Source organism: uncultured Dokdonia sp., from assembly GCF_937910895.1.
Taxonomy (GTDB): domain Bacteria; phylum Bacteroidota; class Bacteroidia; order Flavobacteriales; family Flavobacteriaceae; genus Dokdonia.
Map to the genome: position 1 here is coordinate 36,388 of NZ_CALEMI010000140.1, position 24,876 is coordinate 61,263.

21 protein-coding genes are annotated in these 24,876 nt (G+C 37.6%); 11 read left to right on the forward strand and 10 right to left on the reverse strand.

All coding sequences use genetic code 11. From position 1 onward, the window contains the following. Nucleotides 1–114 precede the first annotated feature (114 nt). Complete coding sequence (gene alaS / locus Q0505_RS16605; RefSeq protein WP_299215303.1) at nt 115–2,739, reverse strand: alanine--tRNA ligase; 2,625 nt, start codon at nt 2,737–2,739, stop codon at nt 115–117. A 117-nt stretch (nt 2,740–2,856) separates the two neighbouring features. Here alaS and Q0505_RS16610 point away from each other — a divergent pair, with 117 nt between their 5' ends. From Q0505_RS16610 to Q0505_RS16635, 6 genes are all read left to right on the forward strand, one after another. Next, complete coding sequence (locus tag Q0505_RS16610; RefSeq protein WP_299215305.1) at nt 2,857–3,831, forward strand: M23 family metallopeptidase; 975 nt, start codon at nt 2,857–2,859, stop codon at nt 3,829–3,831. 5 nt (nt 3,832–3,836) lie between these two features. Further along, nucleotides 3,837–4,166, forward strand: a complete 330-nt coding sequence (locus Q0505_RS16615; protein ID WP_299215307.1) for a MerR family transcriptional regulator — start codon at nt 3,837–3,839, stop codon at nt 4,164–4,166. Between the two features lie 174 nt (nt 4,167–4,340). Beyond that, entirely contained in the window at nt 4,341–4,949 is a 609-nt protein-coding gene (locus Q0505_RS16620) for a LemA family protein (protein WP_299215309.1), read from the forward strand. Then, entirely contained in the window at nt 4,949–5,389 is a 441-nt protein-coding gene (locus Q0505_RS16625) for a TPM domain-containing protein (RefSeq protein WP_299215311.1), read from the forward strand. Before Q0505_RS16620 ends, Q0505_RS16625 begins: the two co-directional genes overlap by 1 nt. Then, entirely contained in the window at nt 5,389–6,258 is an 870-nt protein-coding gene (locus Q0505_RS16630) for a YgcG family protein (protein WP_299215313.1), read from the forward strand. The genes Q0505_RS16625 and Q0505_RS16630 overlap by 1 nt, the downstream gene beginning before the upstream one ends. Before the next feature lie 300 nt (nt 6,259–6,558). After that, nucleotides 6,559–6,879, forward strand: a complete 321-nt coding sequence (locus tag Q0505_RS16635) for a hypothetical protein (RefSeq protein ID WP_299215315.1) — start codon at nt 6,559–6,561, stop codon at nt 6,877–6,879. A gap of 268 nt (nt 6,880–7,147) precedes the next feature. On the opposite strand, the gene Q0505_RS16640 is transcribed toward Q0505_RS16635, so the two are convergent. Together Q0505_RS16640 and folK are read right to left on the reverse strand one after the other, a co-directional pair. After that, a complete protein-coding gene (locus Q0505_RS16640) occupies nt 7,148–7,621 on the reverse strand; it encodes an OmpA family protein (protein WP_299215317.1) in 474 nt (157 codons plus the stop codon). A 95-nt stretch (nt 7,622–7,716) separates the two neighbouring features. Next, on the reverse strand, nt 7,717–8,892 hold the full coding sequence (gene folK, locus Q0505_RS16645; protein ID WP_299215318.1) for a 2-amino-4-hydroxy-6-hydroxymethyldihydropteridine diphosphokinase: 1,176 nt from the start codon (nt 8,890–8,892) through the stop codon (nt 7,717–7,719). Between the two features lie 86 nt (nt 8,893–8,978). Here folK and Q0505_RS16650 point away from each other — a divergent pair, with 86 nt between their 5' ends. The 4 genes from Q0505_RS16650 to Q0505_RS21460 all read left to right on the forward strand — a co-directional run bounded on the left by Q0505_RS16650 (nt 8,979) and on the right by Q0505_RS21460 (nt 12,991). Beyond that, nucleotides 8,979–9,695, forward strand: a complete 717-nt coding sequence (locus Q0505_RS16650) for a queuosine precursor transporter (RefSeq protein WP_299215320.1) — start codon at nt 8,979–8,981, stop codon at nt 9,693–9,695. A gap of 72 nt (nt 9,696–9,767) precedes the next feature. Further along, the gene (locus Q0505_RS16655; RefSeq protein ID WP_299215322.1) at nt 9,768–12,443 is read left to right on the forward strand and encodes an AsmA-like C-terminal region-containing protein; all 2,676 of its coding nucleotides are present in this window, start codon (nt 9,768–9,770) and stop codon (nt 12,441–12,443) included. A 205-nt stretch (nt 12,444–12,648) separates the two neighbouring features. After that, nucleotides 12,649–12,960: a BspA family leucine-rich repeat surface protein gene (locus Q0505_RS16660; protein ID WP_299215324.1), complete on the forward strand. Its 312-nt coding sequence runs from the start codon at nt 12,649–12,651 to the stop codon at nt 12,958–12,960. Then, entirely contained in the window at nt 12,938–12,991 is a 54-nt protein-coding gene (locus Q0505_RS21460; protein WP_366519435.1) for a hypothetical protein, read from the forward strand. The genes Q0505_RS16660 and Q0505_RS21460 overlap by 23 nt, the downstream gene beginning before the upstream one ends. Before the next feature lie 128 nt (nt 12,992–13,119). Here the strand turns inward: Q0505_RS21460 and odhB are convergent, their stop codons facing one another. Together odhB and Q0505_RS16670 are read right to left on the reverse strand one after the other, a co-directional pair. Next, nucleotides 13,120–14,370, reverse strand: coding sequence for a 2-oxoglutarate dehydrogenase complex dihydrolipoyllysine-residue succinyltransferase (odhB, locus tag Q0505_RS16665; protein ID WP_299215326.1), 1,251 nt, complete (start codon nt 14,368–14,370; stop codon nt 13,120–13,122). Nucleotides 14,371–14,644: 274 nt separating this feature from the next. Continuing rightward, a complete protein-coding gene (locus tag Q0505_RS16670) occupies nt 14,645–17,392 on the reverse strand; it encodes a 2-oxoglutarate dehydrogenase E1 component (RefSeq protein WP_299215328.1) in 2,748 nt (915 codons plus the stop codon). Between the two features lie 111 nt (nt 17,393–17,503). Between Q0505_RS16670 and Q0505_RS16675 the strand changes: the two genes are divergently transcribed. Continuing rightward, nucleotides 17,504–18,040, forward strand: a complete 537-nt coding sequence (locus Q0505_RS16675; RefSeq protein ID WP_299215330.1) for a hypothetical protein — start codon at nt 17,504–17,506, stop codon at nt 18,038–18,040. Here Q0505_RS16675 and Q0505_RS16680 read toward each other — a convergent pair. The 5 genes from Q0505_RS16680 to Q0505_RS16700 all read right to left on the reverse strand — a co-directional run. Then, nucleotides 18,037–21,294: a CHAT domain-containing tetratricopeptide repeat protein gene (locus Q0505_RS16680; RefSeq protein ID WP_299215332.1), complete on the reverse strand. Its 3,258-nt coding sequence runs from the start codon at nt 21,292–21,294 to the stop codon at nt 18,037–18,039. The two genes, Q0505_RS16675 and Q0505_RS16680, sit on opposite strands and share 4 nt — an antisense overlap. Nucleotides 21,295–21,301: 7 nt before the next feature. Then, nucleotides 21,302–22,039, reverse strand: a complete 738-nt coding sequence (locus tag Q0505_RS16685) for a tetratricopeptide repeat protein (protein WP_299215334.1) — start codon at nt 22,037–22,039, stop codon at nt 21,302–21,304. Further along, nucleotides 22,036–22,623, reverse strand: a complete 588-nt coding sequence (locus Q0505_RS16690) for a sigma-70 family RNA polymerase sigma factor (protein WP_299215336.1) — start codon at nt 22,621–22,623, stop codon at nt 22,036–22,038. Before Q0505_RS16690 ends, Q0505_RS16685 begins: the two co-directional genes overlap by 4 nt. Nucleotides 22,624–22,694: 71 nt before the next feature. Further along, the gene (locus tag Q0505_RS16695) at nt 22,695–23,315 is read right to left on the reverse strand and encodes a hypothetical protein (RefSeq protein ID WP_299215338.1); all 621 of its coding nucleotides are present in this window, start codon (nt 23,313–23,315) and stop codon (nt 22,695–22,697) included. Between the two features lie 8 nt (nt 23,316–23,323). Beyond that, nucleotides 23,324–24,876, reverse strand: a 1,553-nt coding sequence (locus Q0505_RS16700) for a S8 family serine peptidase (RefSeq protein ID WP_299215340.1), incomplete at its 5' end; no start/stop codon positions are given.

The window sequence follows — 24,876 nt, forward strand, 5'->3', positions numbered from 1 at the left end:
TAAAAATCCACCTTCCCCTGAAAAGGGAAGGAGCTTTTATTTTTACGGTATTTAGTACGCAAATACTTTTCTATATTCTAAAAGAGAGCGCAAGCGAACGATCTATATTCTTTCTTAACTCAAAAAATCCTTAGCCGCTTCCAACGCAGCATCAATTCCTGCTGGATTCTTACCACCTGCTGTGGCAAAGAAAGGCTGTCCGCCGCCGCCGCCTTGGATGTGTTTTCCTAGTTCGCGCACTACTTGTCCTGCATTTAGATTTTTACTCGCAACGAGTTCTTTTGAGATGTAACAGCTTAATAAGGCTTTTCCATCTTGTTCTGTTCCAAAAAGGATAAATGCTGTAGACATACCTTTCCCAAGATCAAAAGCTAAATCTTTAATCGCTCCTGCATCCAAATCGACTTTTTTAGCTAGAAACTGTATTGGGATTTTCCCATCATCGATAAGGATAAACTCATTCTTAAGATCACCACTTAAATTTTGTGCTTTCTCTTTGATCAATGCTTCTACTTGCTTTTTAAGGGCTGCATTTTCATCCATCAAGTTAGTAATGGCTTTGACAGGGTCTTGGGCGTTTTTAAGCGTGGCTTTTACGTTATTATATGCTTCGGTTTCTGTGGTGAAGTATTCTTTGGCAGCATCATTGGTAATGGCTTCAATGCGACGTATTCCAGAAGCAACCGCACCTTCTGATGTGATTTTAAAATGCCAAATACTTCCTGTATTATTCACATGTGTTCCTCCACAAAGCTCCATCGATTTTCCGAAACGAATGGCGCGTACCGCATCTCCATACTTTTCTCCAAAAAGGGCAATTGCTCCTTCCTTGATGGCTTGATCATAGGCAATGCCTCGTTGTTCGTCTAATGGTAAGCTTTCGCGAATGCGGGCATTTACAAAATTCTCTACTTCCTTTAATTCTTCTGAAGTTACTTTAGAAAAGTGAGAGAAATCAAAACGAAGATTACGGCTATGCACCATACTTCCTTTTTGCTCTACGTGCGTTCCTAACACCTTACGAAGTGCTTGATGCAACAAATGAGTTGCTGTATGGTTTGCAGATGTACGGAAACGTTGCTTCTCATCCACAATAGCTTTAAACGTTCCATCGGTAGATCGAGGAAGGTTTTTTGCTAAGTGAATAATCAGGTTATTCTCTTTCTTGGTATCTACAATATAAACGACTTCACCATTGGGTACTTCCAGATATCCTTTATCACCAACTTGTCCTCCGCCTTCTGGATAAAAAGGCGTTAGGTTAAATACTAATTGGTATAACTCTCCATCTTTTTCGCTTTCTGTTTTACGATATCGTGTAATTTTCACAGCAGCTTCTAAGGTATCATATCCTATAAACTCTTCTTCTGAATCTTCTATTAAAATTGTCCAATCTCCTGTCTCAACCTTTGCCGCTGCTCTGGAACGATCTTTCTGTTTTTGTAATTCTGTATTGAAACCTTCTTCGTCAAGGTGTAATCCTTTTTCGCTAAGAATAAGTGCTGTTAAGTCTTTTGGAAAACCGTAGGTATCATATAACTCAAAAGCTTTTTCTCCAGAAATGGTATCACCTTTTGCATTTGCAATCACGGTATCTAACAAAACAAGTCCTTGATCAAGGGTACGTAAGAAGGATTGTTCTTCTTCTCGGATCACGTTAATAATCAGATTTTTTTCTCGTTTTAATTCTGGAAATGCTTCTCCCATTTGCTTGACGAGCGTATTGACCAACTTATAGATAAAAGGTTCTTTGGTATTTAAAAATGTAAACCCGTAACGGATGGCTCTACGTAAGATACGCCGTATCACATAGCCAGCGCCTGTATTACTTGGCAACTGACCATCAGCTATAGAAAAGGCAACCGCTCTGAGGTGATCTGCAACCACACGCACCGCAATATCGACCTCTTCTTGATGTCCGCATTTGGAGGAAGTAATGGTTTCTATCTCTCGCATTAATGGCGTAAATACATCAGTATCATAATTGGATTGTACGCCTTGCAATACCATACATAAGCGCTCAAAGCCCATTCCTGTGTCTACGTGTTGTGCAGGTAATTTTTCTAAAGATCCATCGGCTAATCGATTATACTGCATAAAGACCAAGTTCCAAATCTCTATCACTAAGGGGTGATCTTGGTTTACTAATGTTTTACCATCTACTGCTTTTTTCTCTTCTTCAGATCGGATGTCCACATGAATCTCACTACACGGACCACAAGGTCCTTGCGCTCCCATCTCCCAGAAATTATCTTTTTTATTTCCGTTAAGAATTCTGTCTTCTGAGATATGATTTTTCCATAAATTATATGCCTCTTGATCACGGTCTAGCTTATCTTCTTCATCTCCTTCAAAGACAGTCACGTAAAGACTTTTTTTATCTATTTTAAACTCTTCGGTTAATAATTCCCAAGCCCAATCAATGGCGTCTTTTTTGAAGTAATCTCCAAAACTCCAATTCCCTAACATCTCAAACATGGTATGATGGTAGGTGTCTTTTCCTACTTCTTCAAGATCGTTGTGTTTTCCGGAGACACGCAAACATTTTTGCGTATCGGTAAGGCGTGTGTTTTTTGGAACTCCATTCCCCAAAAAATATTCTTTAAAGGGCACCATCCCTGCATTGGTAAACATTAAGGTAGGATCGTCTTTTAACACCATAGGTGCAGATTGCACTATGCTGTGTTTTTTTGATTCAAAAAATGCTAAGAATTTGGCGCGGATTTCTTGAGATTTCATAGAAGTAATCGTATCGAATAATTATTTTTATCTTTGATCGTTGTGTTAGCATAAGTACGCTTTCGCGAAAGCGTATAAAATAGCTACACCATCTGGCAAAAATACACATTTTAACTTATGTCTAAGGTAAAATATTACTACGATAGCGATACACTTTCTTACCGTAAGGTAGAGCGTAAAAAGGGGCGTACGCTAGGGTTTGTCCTGTTGTTTTTTACAGCGGCGACTCTTATGGGGCTGATTATATTAATTACTGTTTTTAATTCTGGGATCGATACGCCTAAAGAACGTAGACTGGAACGTGAGAATGCAAATCTTACATTGCAACTATCTATTTTAAATTCTAAAATGGATCTTGCGAGCGACGTTTTGGAGAACATACAACAACGCGATAATGAGATTTATCGAATTTTACTAGATGCCAATCCCATTCCTAACGAAGTGCGTAAAGCAGGTTTTGGCGGTGTAAACCGTTATGATAATTTAAAAGGGTTTGACAATTCGGCGATGATTACTGAAAGTCATAAGCGTATTGATCAAATTACAAAGCAACTGGATATTCAATCCAAATCGCTAGATGAGATTGCACGACTCTCGGCAGACAAAGAGAAATTACTCGCTGCGATTCCTGCCATACAACCTGTAAGTAATGAAGACTTAACACGTATGGCTTCTGGTTATGGATATCGTACAGATCCGTTTACCAAAGCACGTAAAAAACACTGGGGTATGGACTTCACCGCTCCGAGGGGTACTCCTGTGTATGCCACAGGTGATGGGACAATATCCCGTGCAGATGCAACAGCTTCTGGGTATGGAAAACATATCCGAATTACCCATGGTTATGGATATGAGAGTTTATACGCTCACTTGAGTGCTTACAACGTGCGCAAAGGGCAAAAAGTTACGCGTGGGGATCTTATTGGATATGTAGGAAGTACAGGACGCTCTGAAGCACCTCATTTACATTATGAGATTTTTAAAGATGGAGAGCGTATCAACCCAATCCATTTTTATTATGGCAAACTTTCTCCAGCAGAGTTTGATGAATTATTGAAGCAATCACTACAAGAAAATCAATCTTTAGATTAACTTCTATGCACGTAGATCTTCCAGAAAAATTATACTATAGCATTGGAGAAGTCTCTAAGGCATTTGGTGTGAATAATTCTTTGATCCGATTTTGGGAAAAGGAATTTGATGTGTTACAGCCCAAAAAAAATGCCAAAGGGAATCGTAAGTTTACACCGCAGGACATCAAGAATCTTGAATTGATTTATCATCTTGTGAAAGAACGTGGCTTTACCTTAGAGGGTGCAAAAACACATCTTAAAGAAGATAAAAAAGAAACTCTCAGTAATTTTGACATTATCAGAAAGCTAGAAAATGTAAAAGCACAGTTGCTAGAATTAAAGAAAAATCTTTAGTCAGCACCCACCAAAACATAGAATAAGATGATTCATTTGTTTATGTTGTATTCAAATACTTTTATCTGATTTTACATTCTAAATACTATTAGAAGATTTTCTTAACTTGCACTACCGCTGTAATTAACTACAGAGATCGTGTAACAAAAACCAACAAACTCAAACTAACCAGATATGAAAAAAGGATTAATCGTTATTATCGTGATAGTAGCAGTGATAGCAATTATTGGATTTATAGTAGGTCCAGGATTTTACAACACCTCTATAGATCTAAAGGAAAATGCTACAGCCCAATGGGGGAATGTAGAGAGCAGTTATCAGCGTCGTGCAGATTTGATTCCAAATATTGTAAACACCGCAAAAGGGTATGCACAATTTGAACAAGAAACATTACTAAAAGTAACAGAAGCACGCTCAAAAGCAACGTCTATACAAATAGATCCTTCTAATATTACACCAGAGCAACTGCAGCAATTTCAGCAGGCGCAACAAGGACTTACATCTGCCTTATCAAGATTACTAGCTGTTTTTGAACGCTATCCAGATCTAAAAGCAAATGAGAATTTTAAGGAACTTATCAATGAATTAGAGCGTACTGAGAATCGCATTAATGTAGAGCGTAATCGATTTAACGAAGCTGCAAGACCATTCAATAAACACATTCAAAAATTTCCAAACAACATCATCAATATGTTTGTTGGTAAATTTTCTGAAATTGACTATTTCAAAGCTAACGAAGGCTCTGAAAAAGCACCTGAAGTAGAATTTGATTTCAGTAACTAATGGTATCTACTGTAGAAGATTTCCTCACGCAAACAGAGGAACAAGAAATTGTTGAGGCAATTCGTAGCGCCGAAAGCACCACCTCTGGCGAAATAAGGGTTCACTTAGAACGGCATACGGATCTAGATCCTTTGGCACGTGCCAAAGAAATCTTCCATATTCTTAAAATGGACAATACCAAAGAAGAAAATGGCGTCCTTATTTACATTGCTGTAGATGATCACACATTTGCGATATGTGGAGATCACGGGATACATAGAAAAGTGCCTGCCAACTTTTGGGAAACTACAAGAGATACTATGAGTGCTCATTTTAAGAAAGGTCGTTTTAAAGAAGGTATTATAGAAGGCGTTCAACATGCTGGAGAACGACTAAGCGCTTACTTCCCTTGGAAACATGGAGATCATAACGAACTTTCTAACGAGATTACGACCAGTTAATGAAATATACGCTATCCATACATAAACGTATCTATTTCTGCTCCTATCTACCGGCTAGGCAGGTTCGCGAAAGCGTACATTACGGTATACACATCCTGTTACTACTTATTTTTTTAGGTAATAGTGTCGCGCACGCACAATTTGACATTCCTCCGAAACCTGGAAAAAACATTCAGCAAACGGCGGTATATGATGATATAGGGTTGCTTAACTCATACCAACAAAAATCATTGGAGCAGAAATTAATTCGCTATAGTGATACAACCTCAACACAGATAGTCGTGGCTATTATCGCCTCTACAAAAGGGGAAGATATCTCTTTGCTTGGTGCTAAATGGGGACAAAAATGGGGAATTGGGCAAGCCAATGAAGACAATGGAATTCTCATTATTGTAGCCAAAGATGATCGAAAAGTAGATATCAATACAGGCTATGGGATAGAGTCTATTATCTCCGATCGTGATGCCGAACGTATTATTAATAGAGTCATCGTTCCTGCTTTTAAAAAGGGAGATTTTTATGGTGGTCTTGATCAAGCAACTAGTGAGATGATTGCGCGTCTCGAAGGAAACTTTACAGGTACTCGCGAGGATAACAACTCGTTGCCTATTCGCCCTATACTTATGTTTATATTCTTTATTGTCATTCTTATTATCTTAAGTAGAAATAATCATCGTGGCGGTGGTCGCAATGGTGGTAGACGTAGTAAGGCTGGCTCTTTACTTGATGTTATCATTCTCAGTAATATGGGACGTGGTGGCTTTGGTGGAGGTGGCAGCTTTGGAGGCGGAAGTTCTGGAGGTGGTGGCTTTGGCGGCGGTTTCGGCGGCGGAGGCTTCGGAGGAGGCGGTGCTTCTGGAGGATGGTAGTGTGTGGAAGTGGGAAGTACGATCCTGGAAGTTGGAAGTCAAAAATCACAAACAATATTAGCCGAATATGGAGGTGGTTGTTTACAGCTTTTTGTAATTTTTCCCTTTACAAAAAGAAGTAAACTTTCCGTTACTCATCTATCTAGGATGGTAGTTTGGAAGTACAAGGTTGGAATTTAGAGTGCGAAGTCTGAAGCTGGAAGTATAAAATAATAAACAAAAAAGCTAACGCGATATTCGTTGTTTTTAAAAATTCCCTTTACTTGTTTAAATATACCACATAAATACATTCTCTATTTTATGAAAGAAAAATCCTTAGTAAAAAAGACAACTCAAAGCATTACAGACAGTACTGACCAATTAGTAAATCAGCTTAAAAGTGGTTTTTCTAAATTAAGTGGCATTGGAACTACTACTAAGAATAAGTTTATTAATTATGTCAAAGAAGTTTTTGATATTTTACCTCTGATAGAAAAAGCTGGATTTCGCACAAATAGGCTTATTGTAGGAATATCCATCCCTCCTTCTGTCGAGATTCATGTAAGTCGGTTTAAAGAAGTTAACCAAAAAGAAATAGACAACCTTCTTGAAGAATATAGTGACCGAAAATGTTTAAAATGATTCTTAAATCACTCCTTATGACGAATGAGTTTCAAGATAAACTATCAACAGACCAACTCGTTTTTAATGAAATATGCATCGAAATTTCAATTCCTCCTAAAGTTAGCATTAAGTACTTAAATAAGGATATTGCAGGCATTCAAAGCATAGAAACACACTTTGATTAGGAGAACCATTTAATACAATTGATTGTTTCATAGTTCGCTTTCGCGAAAGCGTATAAAGAATAAATATCTGTATTGAACTGGTGACACCTATCAAATGCGCATCACTCCAAACTCACATTTACCACTCTATATTCTAGTTCAATCTTTTTAACCTTTAAACTGCCTAACGAATTAATAAAAAGCAACTCTGGGTTCATTCCTCTTTCTACTAGATAATTTCCCACAGCAATTGCCCGTTGTGAAGAGATCTTAACATTGATACTATCTGCCGCACTAGATACGTAATGACTTCGTATTTGTAATCTATACCCTTTTTTAATGTATGGGACTAATTTCTTATCAATGATTTTTGCATCCTTTTTTGAAAATGCTTGGTCTGTGTTTTCAATGGTAACTTCTAGCTTTTGAAAGCTAATTAATGCACAATCAATTTTATCCCAAGTTGGCTTTTTATTTTCCTTAGGCAAACATCGTACGTAACATTTTCCAGATTCAGGATGAGGAGGGAGATCATAGGTTTGAGCATATATAGAAGTACTCAGCACCATACCTACTATACTAAATAACATTCTCATAGATATAAGGTTATTAAAATTTGATTGATCCATAGTATGCTCCTACCTGCCCTCTAGGCAGATTCACGAAAGCGTATAATACCCGAACTATATTTTTAAAACTCGCTCACCACCTTCAAATAATCTTCTCGATTTTTAACAAAATCAAGATCAGAAATATCTATAATTTTCACATTAAGCTGGTGTTGGGATTTGATAAAATCTAGATACCCTTGATTGATTTTTTCGAGATAATTCGCATCGATATCTTTTTCATAACTACGTCCTCGTTTTTTAATATTTTTCAACAGACGTTCTGTATTCTGATATAAGTACACATACAAATCGGGTTGTGGCATATCGCGATACATCATTTCGTGTAACCTTTTATACAACACATATTCTTCTTCTTGTAGTGTTACTTTGGAAAAAATGAGGGATTTATACCGATCATAGTCGGCAATCATAAAATCTTTAAAGAGATCATATTGTCCTATATCATCTAGTAATTGCTGATACCGATCTGCTAGAAAAGACATTTCTAACGGAAACGCATACCGTTCTGGTTCTTTATAAAACTTAGGTAAAAAAGGATTGTCTTTGTAACGTTCAAGGATCGGTTTGGCATTAAACTCCTGTGAGATCATCTCCACCAGACTCGTCTTTCCTGCGCCTATATTTCCTTCAATAACGATATAATTGTAACTGCCTAGAGACAGATCATCCTTGGGGTTCTTCAACCACTTCGGTTGTTTGGTGATCACACTCTCATCTGCGCAGGTTTCTAATAATGCTAAGTATGTTTTTGCAGTTCGACCATGCACTTCGACAGGCTCAGTGTGACACTCAGCATCAACTCCTGCGGGATCAACTTCTATAGGGTGTTCTACATCCCCTGCAATATCTGCTAGTGGTTGTAATACAAATCGGCGCTCGCACATACGCGGATGTGGAACTCGAAGTATTGCGGTGTCAATAATTGCATCATCATACAACAAAATATCAATGTCTATAGGACGAGATTGATAGCCTACACCTTCTTCTCGCGTACGCCCCATAGCCATTTCTATCTCTAGTATTTTCTTTAAAAGCTTTGCTGAAGAAATATGAGTATGGATCCGTATCACACAATTATGAAAGTCTGGTCCCTCAAAACCCAATGCAGGACTTTGATATACTGGAGATATTTTACTGATCCTACCTACCTGAGCAAATAATAGTTCTATTGCTTTACTAAGGTTTTCGTAGGTATTCCCCTGATTACTTCCTAATGATAAATAGATGGTGTGCAAGATGACTTAGTGCGTTAACATTTATGAACAAATTAAGTAAAAGATTCTCATAATGCTTTAATTTTGGGCTTGAAGTTATCAAGAATATGAATCAAGCGATACCTAGACGTTCCAATAAAGACATACAATTTGCCTATAGGATTTATTTTACGCTGGGAGCGCTCTTTATATGCGCCCTAGTCGTTTCTAATCTTATTTTTCAGAAATTTTTTAGTTGGAATCCCTTTGGATGGTTCAACTTTGAAATCTCTGTAGGGATCCTTCCCTATCCTATTACCTTTTTAATCACCGATCTTGTGAGTGAGATCTACGGAAGAAAAAAGGCAAATCAAATGGTGACCACGGGTATTTTTGCTTCGTTGTTTTCGTTACTTATTGTGTACACAGCAAATGCTGTCCCTGCCATAGCAACATCTCCCGTGAACGATGCATTATTTACAAAAGTATTTGGCGCTACAGCACTTGCCGTATTTGCTAGTATGACTGCCTATTTACTTGCGCAGTATGTAGATATTTATATTTACCATTTCTGGAAAAAACTAACCAAGGGAAAACATCTATGGTTACGTAACAACTTCTCAACGTTTATTTCTCAATTTGTAGATACCGCTTCGGTATTGTTATTGTTGTGTTCCTTTGAGATTATCCCTTGGGATATTTTTGGAACCTTACTCATCTCAGGAGTGCTTTTTAAAATCATTGTCGCAGCCTTTGATACGCCCTTATTATATCTAGGTGTATATCTGTTCCGAAAAAGATTTAACCTCGCCGAAGGCGAAGAACTCCAACTGGACGTATACTAATAAAACAATCATATAACATGTGTAGAAATTTTAAATTTACACACATGCTTAAAACATATAAAATTCAAACGAATGAAACGCATTTTAAAAATCATTGGAATCATCCTTTTAGTTGTCGTGCTGCTTTTGGTCGCTTCTCCATTTCTCTTTAGAGGGAAACTAGAAGATTTACTTAAAAAGACAATTAATAATAATGTGAACGCACAAGTTACTTGGGAAGCATTAGACATTAGTCTTTTCAAAAACTTTCCAGATGCTACGGTAACGCTTAATGATTTTAGCGTGGTCAACAATGCACCGTTTCAAGGGGACACCCTTGCGTATGGGAAAGAACTCCGCATCGCAATGGGTGTAAAACAACTTTTTAAAAATGCAGGTGACGATCCCATAAAAGTAGATGCGCTTCGACTAGATGATGCGATCATTACTATAAAAGTAGACTCGCTAGGCAATACAAATTATGATATTGCAAAAGATACTTCTTCTGATCCCGCTGTCGCGAAAGAAAACACAACATCCACACCTTTTACGTTTGACTTACAGCATTATGAACTCAACAATGCCACGATTCATTATCTAGATGAAAGCACTAAAACCTATTTGCATATAACCGAAATGAATCATGAGGGTAATGGTGATTTTAGTGTCGATCAAAGTACGTTAAAAACTGAAACAAAGGCGCTCGTCTCTTTTGAATTTGACGGAATTAATTATCTTGATGAGGCTGCTATTGATTTATTAGCAGATATTCAGCTTGATTTGGAAAATCAGAAATATACGTTCTTAGAAAATAAAGCAATTATTCATGACCTTCCTCTACAATTTGACGGATATGTACAGTTAATAGAAGAAGGAACCGCAATGGATCTTTCTTTTGAGACCCCTTCGGCAGATTTTAAAAACTTTCTGGCAATCATCCCAAAGGAATATGCAAGTAATCTTGATGGGGTTCAAACCGGTGGCGATTTTCGCGTAAGCGGAAAAATAAATGGACAAGCTACCGAAACGACCATCCCTATGTTAGATATTGCGATTGTCTCTAACAATGCTTCTTTTAAATATCCCGATTTACCGAAGCAGATGAATAACATCAATATTGATGTAAAAATTAAGAATGATTCTGGATTGGCTGACGATACGTACGTCAATATCAATTCGCTAAATTTTAAGATTGATGACGATGTGTTTTCTGCAAATGGGAAACTGCGCAATCTCACCACCAATATGCTTGTTAATCTTGCGATTAAAGGAACGCTGGATCTTGCCAATATTGAAAAAGTATATCCGCTTAATCTTGAAACGACGTTAGAAGGAAAACTCATTGCCGATATGACTACTTCTTTTGATATGGATGCGGTCGATAAACAGCAATACCAGCGTATTAAAAGCAGCGGTAACGCACAACTCTCTGACTTCAAATATGAAGGGGAAGCGCTTCCTAAACCTGTTGCTATACAAAATGCCGCACTTACCTTTCAACCAGGCACCATCCAACTGACTAATTTTGAAGGAAAAAGTGGCAATACCGATATCAAAGCAACGGGGACTATAGAAAACCTCATCCCTTTTTTGATGTCTAAAGAAGACCTTAAAGGTCGGTTTAATGTAGATTCACAGGTGTTTGACCTGAATGATTTTTCTGTAACAGAAACGGTGCAGAAGCCAACAAGTAAAAGTTCTTCAAGTGTACCTGTAACCACGAAAGAAACGGCGATAAAAATTCCAGATTTCTTAGATGCTTCTTTAACTTTTAATGCGCGTAAAGTTATTTATGATGATCTGGAACTTACAGATGTAAAGGGCACGGTAGCCATTGAAGATGAAAAAGCATTGTTAAGCAATGTAAGCTCTGGTATTTTTGGAGGGACGGCTGGTATTTCTGGAAATGTATCTACAAAAACAGGAGTTCCTATTTTTGATATGGTACTTGATTTAAGTAAAATTAACATCGATCAATCTTTCCAAAACATACAACTCTTAAAGCAACTAGCGCCTATCGCCAAGGCCTTACAAGGCTCTCTCAATACAAAGATCAATCTGAAAGGGCAGTTGGATGAAAACTTTGCGCCTATCCTCAGTTCTATAGATGGAAATGCGTTTGCAGAAATTATTACAGCCAATGTAAATGCGTCTACTACGCCGTTGCTTTCTCAACTTGATGAACGTTTGGATTTTATAGATTTTGACAAAGTAAATCTGGATAATCTTAAAGCGGCGCTTACATTTAAGGATGGAAAAGTCAATGTGAATCCGTTTACAATCAATGTAAAAGATATTGACGTTAATGTGAGTGGTGGTCACAGTTTTGACAACCAAATAGCCTATGATTTAAAGCTTGATATTCCAGCGTCTTATTTGGGTGGTGATGTCAGTAAATTACTAGCTAAACTTACGGCAAAAGAAAAAGAAAATCTATCGGCGCATGTGCCTATTACCCTTTCGGGAAATTTTACGAAGCCTGACGTACAACTGAATTTAAAATCTGCGGTTACAGACTTGACGAATCAGATTATAGAGATTCAGAAAAACCGATTGATAGAGGAAGGCACAAGCCAAATTTCAGATATTCTTGGAGATCTTATAGGTGGTGGGAAAGACACACCTAAAGACAGTACTTCAACCACTACAGAGACACCAAAACCCAAAGTAGATGACGTGATTAAAGATGTGACAGGCGGACTTTTGGATGGTTTATTTGGCAAAAAAAATACTAAAAAGGAGACCAAAAAAGATAGTGTAAAGAATTAATCTTTTTACTTTTTGCACAACACACAAAAGCACAAGATTTTGTAAATAATTGGAAAACCGATAATTCTGGCATCTCTAATGATAACCAGATTACCATACCCTCTGTAGGACGTAACTACACGATAGGTTGGGGTGATATGTCTGTGCCTGACATAAACTTGATTAGCTTAATCACACATAATACTCCACAACAGGAACTTATACGGTGACTATTTCTGGAACGTTTCCAAGAATATTTTTCAATAATGGAGGGGATCGTGAGAAAATCCTTTCTGTAGAAAATTGGGGAAATCTAGTATGGGATTGGATGGCAAGAGCTTTCTATGGATGTACGAATCTCGTTATAAATGCGTCAGACACGCCAGATTTATCGCTGGTTACTGATATGTCTCAAATGTTTAAGAGCACCACCTTCATGAATCAAGACACGGGTAACTGGGATGTGAGCGATGTACAGAATCAAGGTAAAAAATCTTACAAAAGGGATGTATTTTATGCAGATCACTACCCAAACTAATACCATTACTAAAAAAGTAATCCTACAATAATTGGGTGCTCCTAACAACTAAGAACACTCACCTTAAAATGACGTATTGATTGGTGGATCACAAAACCATTTCACAAAAAAAACCGAGCTAATTAGCTCGGTTTTTTTTTGTGAAATCTATTATAAAAATTACATTTCTAATGCTTTCTTTACATCTCCATTCATTAATAAATTAATAGGGTCTTCTAATGCTTCTTTCACGGCAACAAGGAATCCTACAGATTCTTTACCATCAATAATACGATGATCATACGATAGTGCTACGTACATAATAGGAGCTACTACGATACCTCCGTCTATGACAACAGCTCGCTCTACAATGTTATGCATCCCTAAAATACCTGATTGTGGTGGGTTGATAATTGGCGTAGATAACATAGACCCAAATACACCTCCGTTAGAGATGGTAAATGTTCCTCCTGTCATCTCATCTACTGTAATTTGTCCATCACGCGCACGTATAGCTAAACGTTTTACTTCGCTTTCTACTCCTCTAAAGGAAAGATTTTCTGCATTACGAATTACAGGTACCATTAAACCTTTAGGTCCAGAAACAGCGATAGAAATATCCTTATAATCAAACGTCAACATTTCCTTTCCATCAATCATACTGTTTACTGCAGGATACATTTCTAATGCACGTACCACGGCTAGTGTGAAGAAGGACATAAATCCTAAACCAACGCCGTGCTTTGCTTTAAAGTCTTCTTTATACTCATTACGAAGGTCAAAAATAGGCTGCATATTTACCTCGTTAAAGGTCGTAAGCATCGCTGTTGTGTTTTTTGCTTCTACAAGACGCTCTGCTACTTTACGACGTAGCATCGATAGTTTTGTACGACTTGTTCCTCTAGCATCAGGACCAGGTGTACCCATAGAAGGTGTTGCTTGTACCGCATCTTCTTTGGTTATGCGACCATCGCGACCAGAACCAGACACTTGACTTGACGTCATTCCTTTTTCGTCTAAAATCTTTTTTGCTGCTGGACTTGGTGTTCCAGAGGCATACGTTTTTTCAGTTTCAGCAGGAGCTTTTTCCCCAGTTTTAGGAGTTTTAGCTTGCTCCTTGCTGAGTTCTTTCTCTACATTGGCATCGCCTCCACCTTCGTCTCCTCCTTCGTAGGTGGTTGTGGCTGGTGCTTCGGCAGAAGTGTCTATCAGACAAACTACGGCACCTATGGCTACGGCATCTCCTTCTTCTGCTTTCAGGGTAATTATACCACTTTCTTCTGCTGGAAGCTCTAATGTTGCCTTATCACTATCTACCTCAGCAATTGCTTGGTCTTTTTCTACATAATCGCCGTCTTCAACAAGCCATTGTGCAATTTCTACTTCAGTGATGGATTCTCCCGGTGACGGGACTTTCATTTCTAAAACCATAGTTGTTTCTTATTATGCTGTTTTTTGCTTTCGCGAACCTGCCTACGGCAGGCAGAAGCGTACTCTTATTCATTTTTTTCCGCGTAGGCGGAAATCTCATCCACCGTATCGAAACTGTTATTCTTATTTCTTGATTCCCACTTGCATGGGATTCTTATCTGCTTGAGATTCTACTTACGTAGAATGCTCGTGTTTACGTGATTCTCACTTTGATAAAATTTCCATTTTCATGAGATTCACACTTTCATGAGATTCCCGCCTTCGCGGGAATTTATTATGCTTCTGGTGTTTCAAAAACACTGTCAATTACTTTTTGATGTCTTGCTTTTGATCGTGTGCTACTTCCTGCCGCTGGTGAGCTATATACCTTACGAGAGGCAACGCGTAGCTTTACTTGGTCAAAATTCATAAGCATATATCCCCAAGCTCCCATATTTCTAGGCTCTTCTTGTGCCCAAACATACTCTGCTGCATTTGGATAACTTGCTATGATCTCTTCCAATTGTTGTTGTGGCAGTGGGAATAATTGTTCTATACGTACCAAAGCCACATCTTTTCTTTCGTTTTCTTCCCGACGCTCTAAAAGATCGTAGTAAAACTTCCCTGTGCAAAAAACAAGGGAGGTTACTTTCTTTTTATCGACCGTTGTATCGTCTATCACTTCTTGAAAACTTCCTGTAGCAAGCTCTTCTTTACTACTTACTACAAGCGGATGCCTTAAAAGCGATTTAGGAGTAAACACCACCAGTGGCTTTCTAAAATTCCACTTCATCTGACGACGGAGTAAGTGAAAAAAGTTGGCTGGAGTGGTCACATCTGCCATAATCATATTATTACGAGAGCAGAGTTGTAAATAGCGCTCCATACGGGCACTTGAGTGTTCTGACCCTTGTCCTTCATATCCGTGAGGCAATAGCATTACGAGTCCGTTTTGAATTTTCCATTTAGATTCTGCTGCAGAAATATACTGATCGAGCATGATCTGTGCGCCATTTGAAAAATCTCCAAACTGTGCTTCCCAAATGGTTAATGTTTTTGGCGCTGCCATAGCGTATCCATAATCAAATCCAACCACTCCATATTCTGAGAGTAAGGAATTGTAAATATCCATGTGTCCTTTAACACCAAGTCTGTTGTGAAGGTTGATCTCTTCTACATCATCCTCTGTTTTTATGATTGCATGACGGTGAGAGAAGGTACCACGCTCAACATCCTGTCCAGATATACGAACATTAAAACCTTCTTCCATTAAACTAGCGTAGGCGAGTAATTCTCCCATACCCCAGTCTAACTCATTTTTTTCTGTGTATTGCGCATGACGATCTGCTATAATACGTTCTATCTTACGTATAAACTTTCTATCTTCAGGTAATTTTGTAATTCCTTCTGCAAGCGTATTTAACTTGTCTTGATCATAAGTGGTATCTATGGGAGCGAGTATATCTTCTAATGTTCCTAGTTTATAATCTTTCCAGTCATCTGCCAAAATCTCTGTAATAACGGTCTTATCTTTTTTACGAGAAGCTTCCAGATCGTCTTCAAGATCGCTTTTATATTCCTTTTCAAGCTCCTTTACATAGCCCTCTTCTATAACGCCTTCGCTTAATAAACGAGCAGCATAAATATCTCTTGGAGTTTCATGCTTCTTAATCGCTTTATAAAGTAATGGTTGTGTAAACATAGGCTCATCTCCTTCATTATGCCCATACTTACGATATCCTAAAATATCGACAAATACGTCTCGTCCAAATTCCAATCTGAAATCTAATGCAAAGGCAAAGGCGTGACATACCGCTTCTACATCATCTCCATTTACGTGAAGTACGGGAGATAAGGTCACTTTACCTACATCTGTAGAATACGTAGATGATCTTGCGTCTAGATAATTTGTTGTAAATCCAACTTGGTTATTTGCTACAATATGAATGGTTCCGCCTGTGCGATATCCATCTAGTTGTGCCATTTGTATAATTTCATATACAATGCCTTGACCCGCTACTGCGGCATCACCGTGTATGGATATAGGAAGAATTGCGTTTTCGTTTCCTTCTAGTTTTGTATCAATTTTTGCTCTTGAGATTCCTTCAATAACGGCACCTACAGTTTCTAAGTGAGACGGATTGGGAGCTAGATCCATGCGGATACTGTTTCCCTTATCGCTTTCGCGAAAGCTGGTCCAACCCATGTGGTATTTTACATCTCCATCAAAGATCTCATCTTCGTCATACTCTTTGCCGTCAAATTCGCTAAAAATAGCTTCTGGTGATTTTCCAAAGATATTAGCCAATACATTTAAACGACCACGGTGAGCCATCCCCAGTACAAATTGCTGAATTCCTTTTTCAGAACCACGTTCAATAAGAAAATCTAACCCAGGAATTAAAGCATCTAGTCCTTCTACAGAAAAACGTTTCTGTCCTACATATTTAGAATGTAAAAAGGTTTCAAAAGAAACAGCTTGGTTTAATTTATGAAGGATATGTTTTTTTTCATCTTTAGAAAAAGAAGGATGATTATCATTTTTATTCAACCAGTTTTGAATCCATACACGTTCTTCAGGTTTACGGATATACATATACTCAATCCCAATCGCATCGCAATAGATGGCGTCTAGGTGTTGTACAATTTGGCGTAAGCTAACTTTCCCTAATCCTAAAACAGATCCTGCTTCAAATTCTAAGTCTAAATCTGCCTCTGAAAGATTAAAATTATGAAGTTCTAATGTAGGCTCGTATTTGCGGCGAGCTCGTACAGGATTTGTTTTTGTAAAGAGATGTCCTCTGGTACGATATCCATCAATGAGTCGTATGACATCAAACTCTTTCTTAAATCCTTCAGGAATTATAGTTGGGGTACCTCCTACCTCATTAGAGACAGCTTCACTACTCTCCATTCCAAAGTCGAAGCCTTGAAAAAAGGCACGCCAACTAGGCTCAACACTGTCTGGGTTTTGTAAATACTGATCGTAAAGCTCTGAAAAATAAGCTGTATGGGCTGCGTTTAGAAACGAAAATCTATCCATTGTTAGTTATAATCTATGTCTTGCTAGCGTATAGGTGTACAAAAATACGATATTTAACATTTTAGGGTATATAATTCCTATATTTATGAGATTATTTTAACAAACAGTCTTATGACATTAAAAATAAATCTTTCAATTTTCATCCTTTTTGCTCTTTTTTTCAGCTTTCAAGGTAACGTGATTGCTCAAGAAAACCCTATCCCAAGACAAGGGAGTGAGTTCTGGAAGAACGTACGTTTTGGGGGTGGACTCGGTCTTTCTTTTGGTAGAAATAATACTCAAATCACATTGGCTCCTAGTGCTATATATCAATATAACGAATATATCGCTTTCGGTCCTGGACTCAACTTCAATTATCAGAAATTTGGTGATTTTTCTTCTACACTTTATGGAATAAGTGGTATTTTTCTAGCAAATCCAATTCCAGAAATACAGCTTTCGGCAGAACTAGAACAACTATTTGGAAAGCAACGCTTTCGAGACGTTCAAGGTGATATTACTGATGACGTAAGTAATACGGCTCTTTTCTTAGGTGCGGGTTATCGTTATGGAGGTGTGACGATAGGCGCTCGTTATAATGTCTTATTTGATAATAACGATGGTATTTATGCTGAGGCTTGGCAACCTTTTGTGAGGGTGTATTTTTAAACGCTATCCTTTTTCTTTTTGCTTCTTAGCAGAAAAAACATAGCCACTATAACAACTATAGCTAACATGCTATACCAAAAAGTGTTACCAACAGTGTCTTGTGATATATCAATAGGCGTATTATCTCCCATAAGCACTAACCCTGCCCAGTAGTTAGGCTGTAACAACCTCCCTTCTACTGTTTGTAGATACTGCTGTTTTGCTTTTTTTAATGCTACGTGTTTAGGCATCCCTTCTTCAAGATTATCATAAAAATAACCTACAATCAACGAGCTAGATTGTTCATCTATTTTCCATAGACTCGTTAAAATACTTTCACTTCCTGCGTATGTAAACGCATGCGCCAAAGAAATCATTCCTTCACCAGCCTGATAGGTGGGTTTTCCTGTTTCACATGCGGTTAATATGGCTAGATTTGCTGTTAGATTACAGTTGTAGATTTCATAGGTGTATAACGAGTTATCTTCCATCAATTGATTATCAGTGATACGTTTTGCAAAAATTAATCGTGATAACTCTGGCCGTATATTATTGGATTCTGCATGCGTTCCAATATGAATAATTTTGTGTTCTCCTGCATTTTCTATAAACAACTGCTTAGTTGCTGCCTTATTTTTAAAATGATCTCCGTCAAAAAGGCGATTATAATTTTGAGCAACATCAACACTAAAAGGCTGAGATAATAAGGTCAAATAGGTTTGATCTATATCTAAGGAATCTACAATCGCTACCTTATAATCATCCTTCATTCCTTTTGTAAATTCTGGGGTAAAAGCAATAAAGTTATTTTGTAATGATCTCGATGAGGTAGGTTGTATCATTAACAAACTAAAATTGTAGGTAATATCATGATCGTTTAATAAACTAGCCGTCACTAAGTCTTCATAATTTACAACTTTTGTAGGGGTTAGCATTTCAAAGCTCAAATTATATAAAGAACCATCTGGTATGATAATGACATCTTTAGTAAGCCCCAGATCGGCTATAGGTTTCCACAATCGATTATATAACGTGTGCAGACGACCCAATAGCATCGCTTCATCAAACTGCTGGTCTACTACCTGAGAAATTATACCCTCCAAGTCATTAAAATCTAATGACATTAAGTATTGTTTTCCATGGGTGATTACAAAAGCGTATAGTTCTTTTTCTATAAAAAAGTAGCGTACAACACTTGTTGTTTCAGGCACAGATTGAATCACCTCATCAGCTTCGATTTGAATGGTTTCATATCTCATTTTGTAATACTTGGGATATCGTTTCTTAAGCGTATCTTGAAATATATGCCACTGTTTTTCTTTTTCAAAATAAGACAATGATTCCGTCATTTCTGCTCCAGAAAACATCTCCAAAAGAGCTTCCTTTCGATTTTTTTCTTCCAGAAGCACTTCCTCAGGAACTCCCGAAATAGCGACTACATTTTGATAATTAAGTTTAGCCCTAATGCGATTATATATCCCAGACTCATGCAAAGTCATTAAAGCTATGAGATATGTTGTTTTTTGAGTCTTTTGATATAAATCTAAGTAGAGTCTTTTCAAAAAATCATTAACTTGTCTGTATTCAGATAACAGCTGATCTACATCTGCCGGCGTCAGCGCAATGACCATGCGTCTTTCCAGAATAGCAATTCCTTCCGCCAAGTCTTTTACTAATTCCAGCAAGACCCCTTCTGTGGGTTGTGCTTGACTTTTGTAACGTGCTTTTGTTTTTAATAGCAATAATAAAGGACGGTTAAAATCAAGTTTAATAGAGTCTAATCCCGACGAAGCAAAACGCATTTTTTGCTGAAGAAGTGCATCTGCTTTCTCACTCCAATAACGAGCTTGAGCATAGTCTTCTGATGTTATATATATTTTAGATAGATTAAGCATTTGTATTGTCACATTCAGACTTTCTGCTCCACTGTTATCTAGTACATAAGTATATGATTTTTGTGCTGTTTTTAAAGCTTCTTCATAGTTCCCTTGTTCAGATTCAAATAGGGATTTATTTCCTAAGTAGGACAGATACTCAGCATCAATGTTTTCTCCTAAGGCTTGTTCAAAGAGCGGGGTTGCTTTCTTGTAAAAATAGGTAGTACTATCGTACTTGCCTAGCTCATTGTAAATACTTGCCAAGCCGTTGTATGCTGTAGCTTCCCAATAAGGGCTTAAGGTTTCTTTTTGTTGTAATATGGCAAGTCCTTGCTGTATATTTTGTAACGCTTTATCAAAAGCTCTTAATGATATTTCAGATTGCCCAATTCTTATAAGTGTCGTCCCCAGATCCGTATCCAGAGGTTCTAGAAATTCTTTTTTCTTCTTATAAGAATACTGCATTAATTGATTTGCGCGAGTGAGATTTCCCAACTCGTTATAAAATGTGGCTAAATTGGAAATGGCTCTGGCTTGATACCGTTGTGCACGACCTTTTAATTCAGGATCTTTTATACCTCTTATGACTTTTTCATAATTACGAATGACTTCTTCTTGAATCTCCAAAGCATTATGAATGTGACCTTGTGAATGTTCTAAAAGAGACACATTCGATTTGATAACTGTGGCATAATAAAGATTTTCTATGCTATCACCAGGAGCTTCTTTAATAATTTTTGATGCGTTATCGTAATAAAAAGCAGCACTATCTAACTTTGAAGACATCCACATAATAGCCCCCATAGCATTATAGCCATCTGACAGTTTCTTTTTATTAGTTTGTGCATATCCTGTATAGTCTTTTAAAGCTTCCCGAAACCAGGTACTCGCCTTTGGCATATCTCCAGCGGTTAGATAACTTGCGCCTAAATTGTATTTTACCTTCCCTATTTCTTCTTGAGTAACCTCTTGAGATTTGAGCACATGAGTAAGCGCTTCTTCCGTAATTTTAAGTGCTTTTTCAGAAGCACCTATTTCATCATAAAATTCAGCCATACTTAGTTTGGCTAGATACCGTGTTTTTTCACTAGCACCTGCTACTTCCAATTGTTTCAGAAAGTCTTCCATTTTATGTAGAGCAACAACAGCTGAGTTTTTTATTCTCGCTATTTTTCCTACGTAGTAAGGCAGCGCATATAGTGAATCTGGAGTACTTTTATACCTATCTATTTCTTTGGCAAGAAGCCTTCCTGCCTCAGTAGTTTTTCCTTCTGTGAGATAATTACCCAATGAATCTACTACGCTGGTCAAGCTTTGTTGGGCGATTGTTGTATTCCAAAAAAGGAATATCCCTATGCTCAAGAGAAAGAATCTCATATACGTATTTGCACTTTTCATAGGATCATTATTTTACCAGTTCACTCAAAAGTGCTGTACTCTTTTTGTGTTTACTTAGTTTAAAGAAATGTATGGCATTCTCTTTATTTCCTTTTTTTAAATAGGATAAACCGAGGTAGTAATAGGCATCTGATAGAAATTGACTATTCTCCTTTTCGGTTGCCCATTGCAAAAAAGTGATCGCTTCACTTTCATTATTATTTGCTAAATGTGCTACGCCTACAAAGTAATTAAGCGTATCATTTTTAGGCTTTTCATTCAGTAAAGGTTCCCACTGCGCAATAGCTTCGGCATAAGCCCCTTGTTTGTAAGAAACCATAGCTTCAAAAAAAGTAAAATTATCTGTAGAACTCATGGTGGTAGGTAATCCAGGATCGGGAGTAAAATAAGAAGCAAATAGTTTTTGATCTTTTGTTTGCTTTCGCGAAAGCGTATACCCGCCCCATAAAAGCAGGATCGCTACAGAAGCAGCTATCCCATATTTTGTCCAAGAGCTCCATAAAGAAAATATTTTAGTTGTTGCTGAAGCTGACGAATTTGTAAAAACATCTTGGTGTATTTGCTCCATGTTTTCTATAAGAGATTGCTCTTCTATCGCGTCTAATAATACTTTATGGTCTTCTACCAATGTTTGTAATTCGGGAGAAGCCTGCAATCTTGCTTCAAAATCTTCTCTATCTGCAGTTTCTAATTGCCCGAGGATGTACTTCTCAATACGATTATATTCTTCTTGCAACGTACTCATAATTCTTGTTTTTGGGGGATTACCAATGCACGTAAACGTTGCATGCAGCGATATTTCTTATTCTTTACAGAAGCTATATTCAAACCTAAATCCTGAGCAAGCTCCTCAAAAGAATTCTTGCTAAAATAAAATTTTGACAAGAGCTCTTTACACTCAGTTCCTAATTGTGCAAAAGCTAATTTTGCTTTTTGTAATTTTTGATCATAATGATCTTCATCTATTCCATGTGTCTCTTGCATTTCTGCATAATTCATAACAGCATCTGAAGACACTTCTTTCTTATAACTAGCCGATCGCAGATGGTCTGTCCACTTATTTTTAGCAATCATATAGAGATACCCTTGCACAGCAGTCGCATTAGTAGCTTTAAATTTTTCTGTTTTTACAGCTTTCCAAAGCACCACCATTGCTTCTTGGAATATATCCTTCGCTTGTTCTTTATTGCCATTATTTTTCTGGATAAATGCAGCTACTTTAGGAAAGTTCTCGGTGTAGAGTTTTTTAAGTACGACAACGTCATTGGCTTTTATAGCCTGTAAGAGATCTTCTTGATATAAGTGATTTGATTGTATAGCCCCCCGCATTACTTGTTAAAGATAATGCAAAGGCTTGAAAATACAAACTATATCATTTTTAAGCATCTTACACTGCTATTTTATGCTAATTTCATTTTAAGCATCCAACCTATCCCTACCACCACAAAAAGGATTCCTACCCATTTTAGGATTCCTCCCAATCCCATTTGAGAAGGAGGATCCATCGAAAATTTAAATATATCCTTCCCATACGCATCTTTATCTACTTTAATATTTTTTCCAGTTTCTGGTAGCGTAACCAAAAAGGTCTGTTGTATCTGTCCTCCTAGTTCTGGAGGGCTACTTACAAACATAAATTTATTGTAAGCAAGTTCTGTAAGCTGTGCATTTTCCTGATCGACATCTATCATCCAATTGCCACGCTTATCGATTTCGCAAACCCCGTAAGCGTTCAGACTTAAATTAAAGGATCGATCCATGTCATTTTTTTCTAGTTTAAAATTGTCAAGAAAATAACTCGGCATGCTTCGTTCTACCTCTCGCTTAAGAGCCGCAGGATTATTTCCTAAAGTACCCGTCCACTGTTGCCATTGTTGCGCATTCATGGTCATACTCATATTAATTTTTGCATTCCCAATAGAATCAATACGCATTTCTATTTTTTGTTGAGCCTGTTGCGCCAGTAATGAGGAAAAACTAATACAAAAAAGTACTACTAAACTATAGTTTATATGTTTCATAACTCTTATTATTTTTTTATGATTTTTAAAATCTCAGTACGTGTATTCGGTAATTGGACTTCTATAAAATAAATTCCAGGAGTCCCTATGATATCCATTTGAATAGAAGAGGTGTTTACAAAACAACTTTTTGTGACTTCTTGTCCAAGAAGGGATCGCTGTATCACTGTTATGTGTTCACTAGTTGCTGGCACATCAATCGTTATTTTCCCTGAAGAAGGATTTGGATGAAATTTTAAAACAGAAGTCATTGCTCCTTCTTCTATTCCTAGTGTTGCTTGTGTATTTTCTATAACGGCTAGTGCATCTAATTTTCCATATCCCCAAGTAGGATTAGGTACCACACCCGTTTGTGCATCTTCTCTACATGAGTTTTGAAGAATACTTTTGATTTCTTGCGGACTAAGATTTGGATTCACTTCTAGCATTAAAGCGATGATACCTGTTGATAGAGGGTTTGCTGCACTTACCGCATTTTGAATACCGTATAATCCATTGCTATTTTCAACGATATTAAATTCAAAATTACCGTAAAAGGTGTTGGGCATATAGGCGCCATAGCAAACTTCACCAGGTGCTGCAAAATCTACTCCAAGTCGATTATCATGAGTAGGGCCTTCACTAGAGCCTATCCATAGTTCTCCGTCCTCCCCTTGACCCGTAATATCTCTAAAAACTCCATTAATATCTGTCCACGAGTTATTCACTACATAATCTGTGGGAGTGATCACATGTTCTCCAGTCGCTAAGTCATTGATATTAAACCCAGGTACAATTTGATTGAGAAATCGATTTGTATTTCCAAATAAGGAAGGGTTTAACGTGGCATGAAACTCACCTGTACTGGCAATGACCGTTCCTTCTAAAATGACTTTATAATTTCCTGTAACTCCTGAAAAATCTATGAGTAATTCTCGTCGAGAAGAGCTCGCTCCAAAAAACTCAACATTAGCCCCTCGATGTCCTATAAAAATATCTCCTAAGTTTTGATCGGCAACTGCGTTAGGTCCTGCGGGAGCTGCAAAAGGCCCTTCGACTGTTCCATTAGGGCGTTCAATGCTAACAGTAAAACGATCGGCTTCATCATACCACAAGTCAAAACGAAGATTTCCTGCTTCGCCTTTTTGTAGTTCGATTTCTAATGTTTCTCCCTGATTAATAGTATTAAATGCATGATTATCATTACCACCATCATCTCCAGTTCCATTCACAAAAGGATGTCCTTGGGCTATAAAATTTTCAATGACTTGACTTAAGGAACTTGTCCCATCAGTAGGACCGCCTACAGATCCAATATTCATAAGCGTCACGGAGGGCAAGCCTATTTCTTCAATTTTTTGTGCTGCAAATTCTAGTGCAATGGGAATATAAGTAGGGTTGTAAAAACTATCCTGTCCAGGCTGATCTGCAAAGGGAGGGAAAAAATCATTAACGAGTTTAATACTAATGATTTTTGCATTAGGAGCTACCCCTTTAAACTCTCCAGAGCTGGTACCACTCCCATTACCACACATAATTCCAGTAGTTGCCGTGCCATGACCTCCTCTATCTATAGATAAAG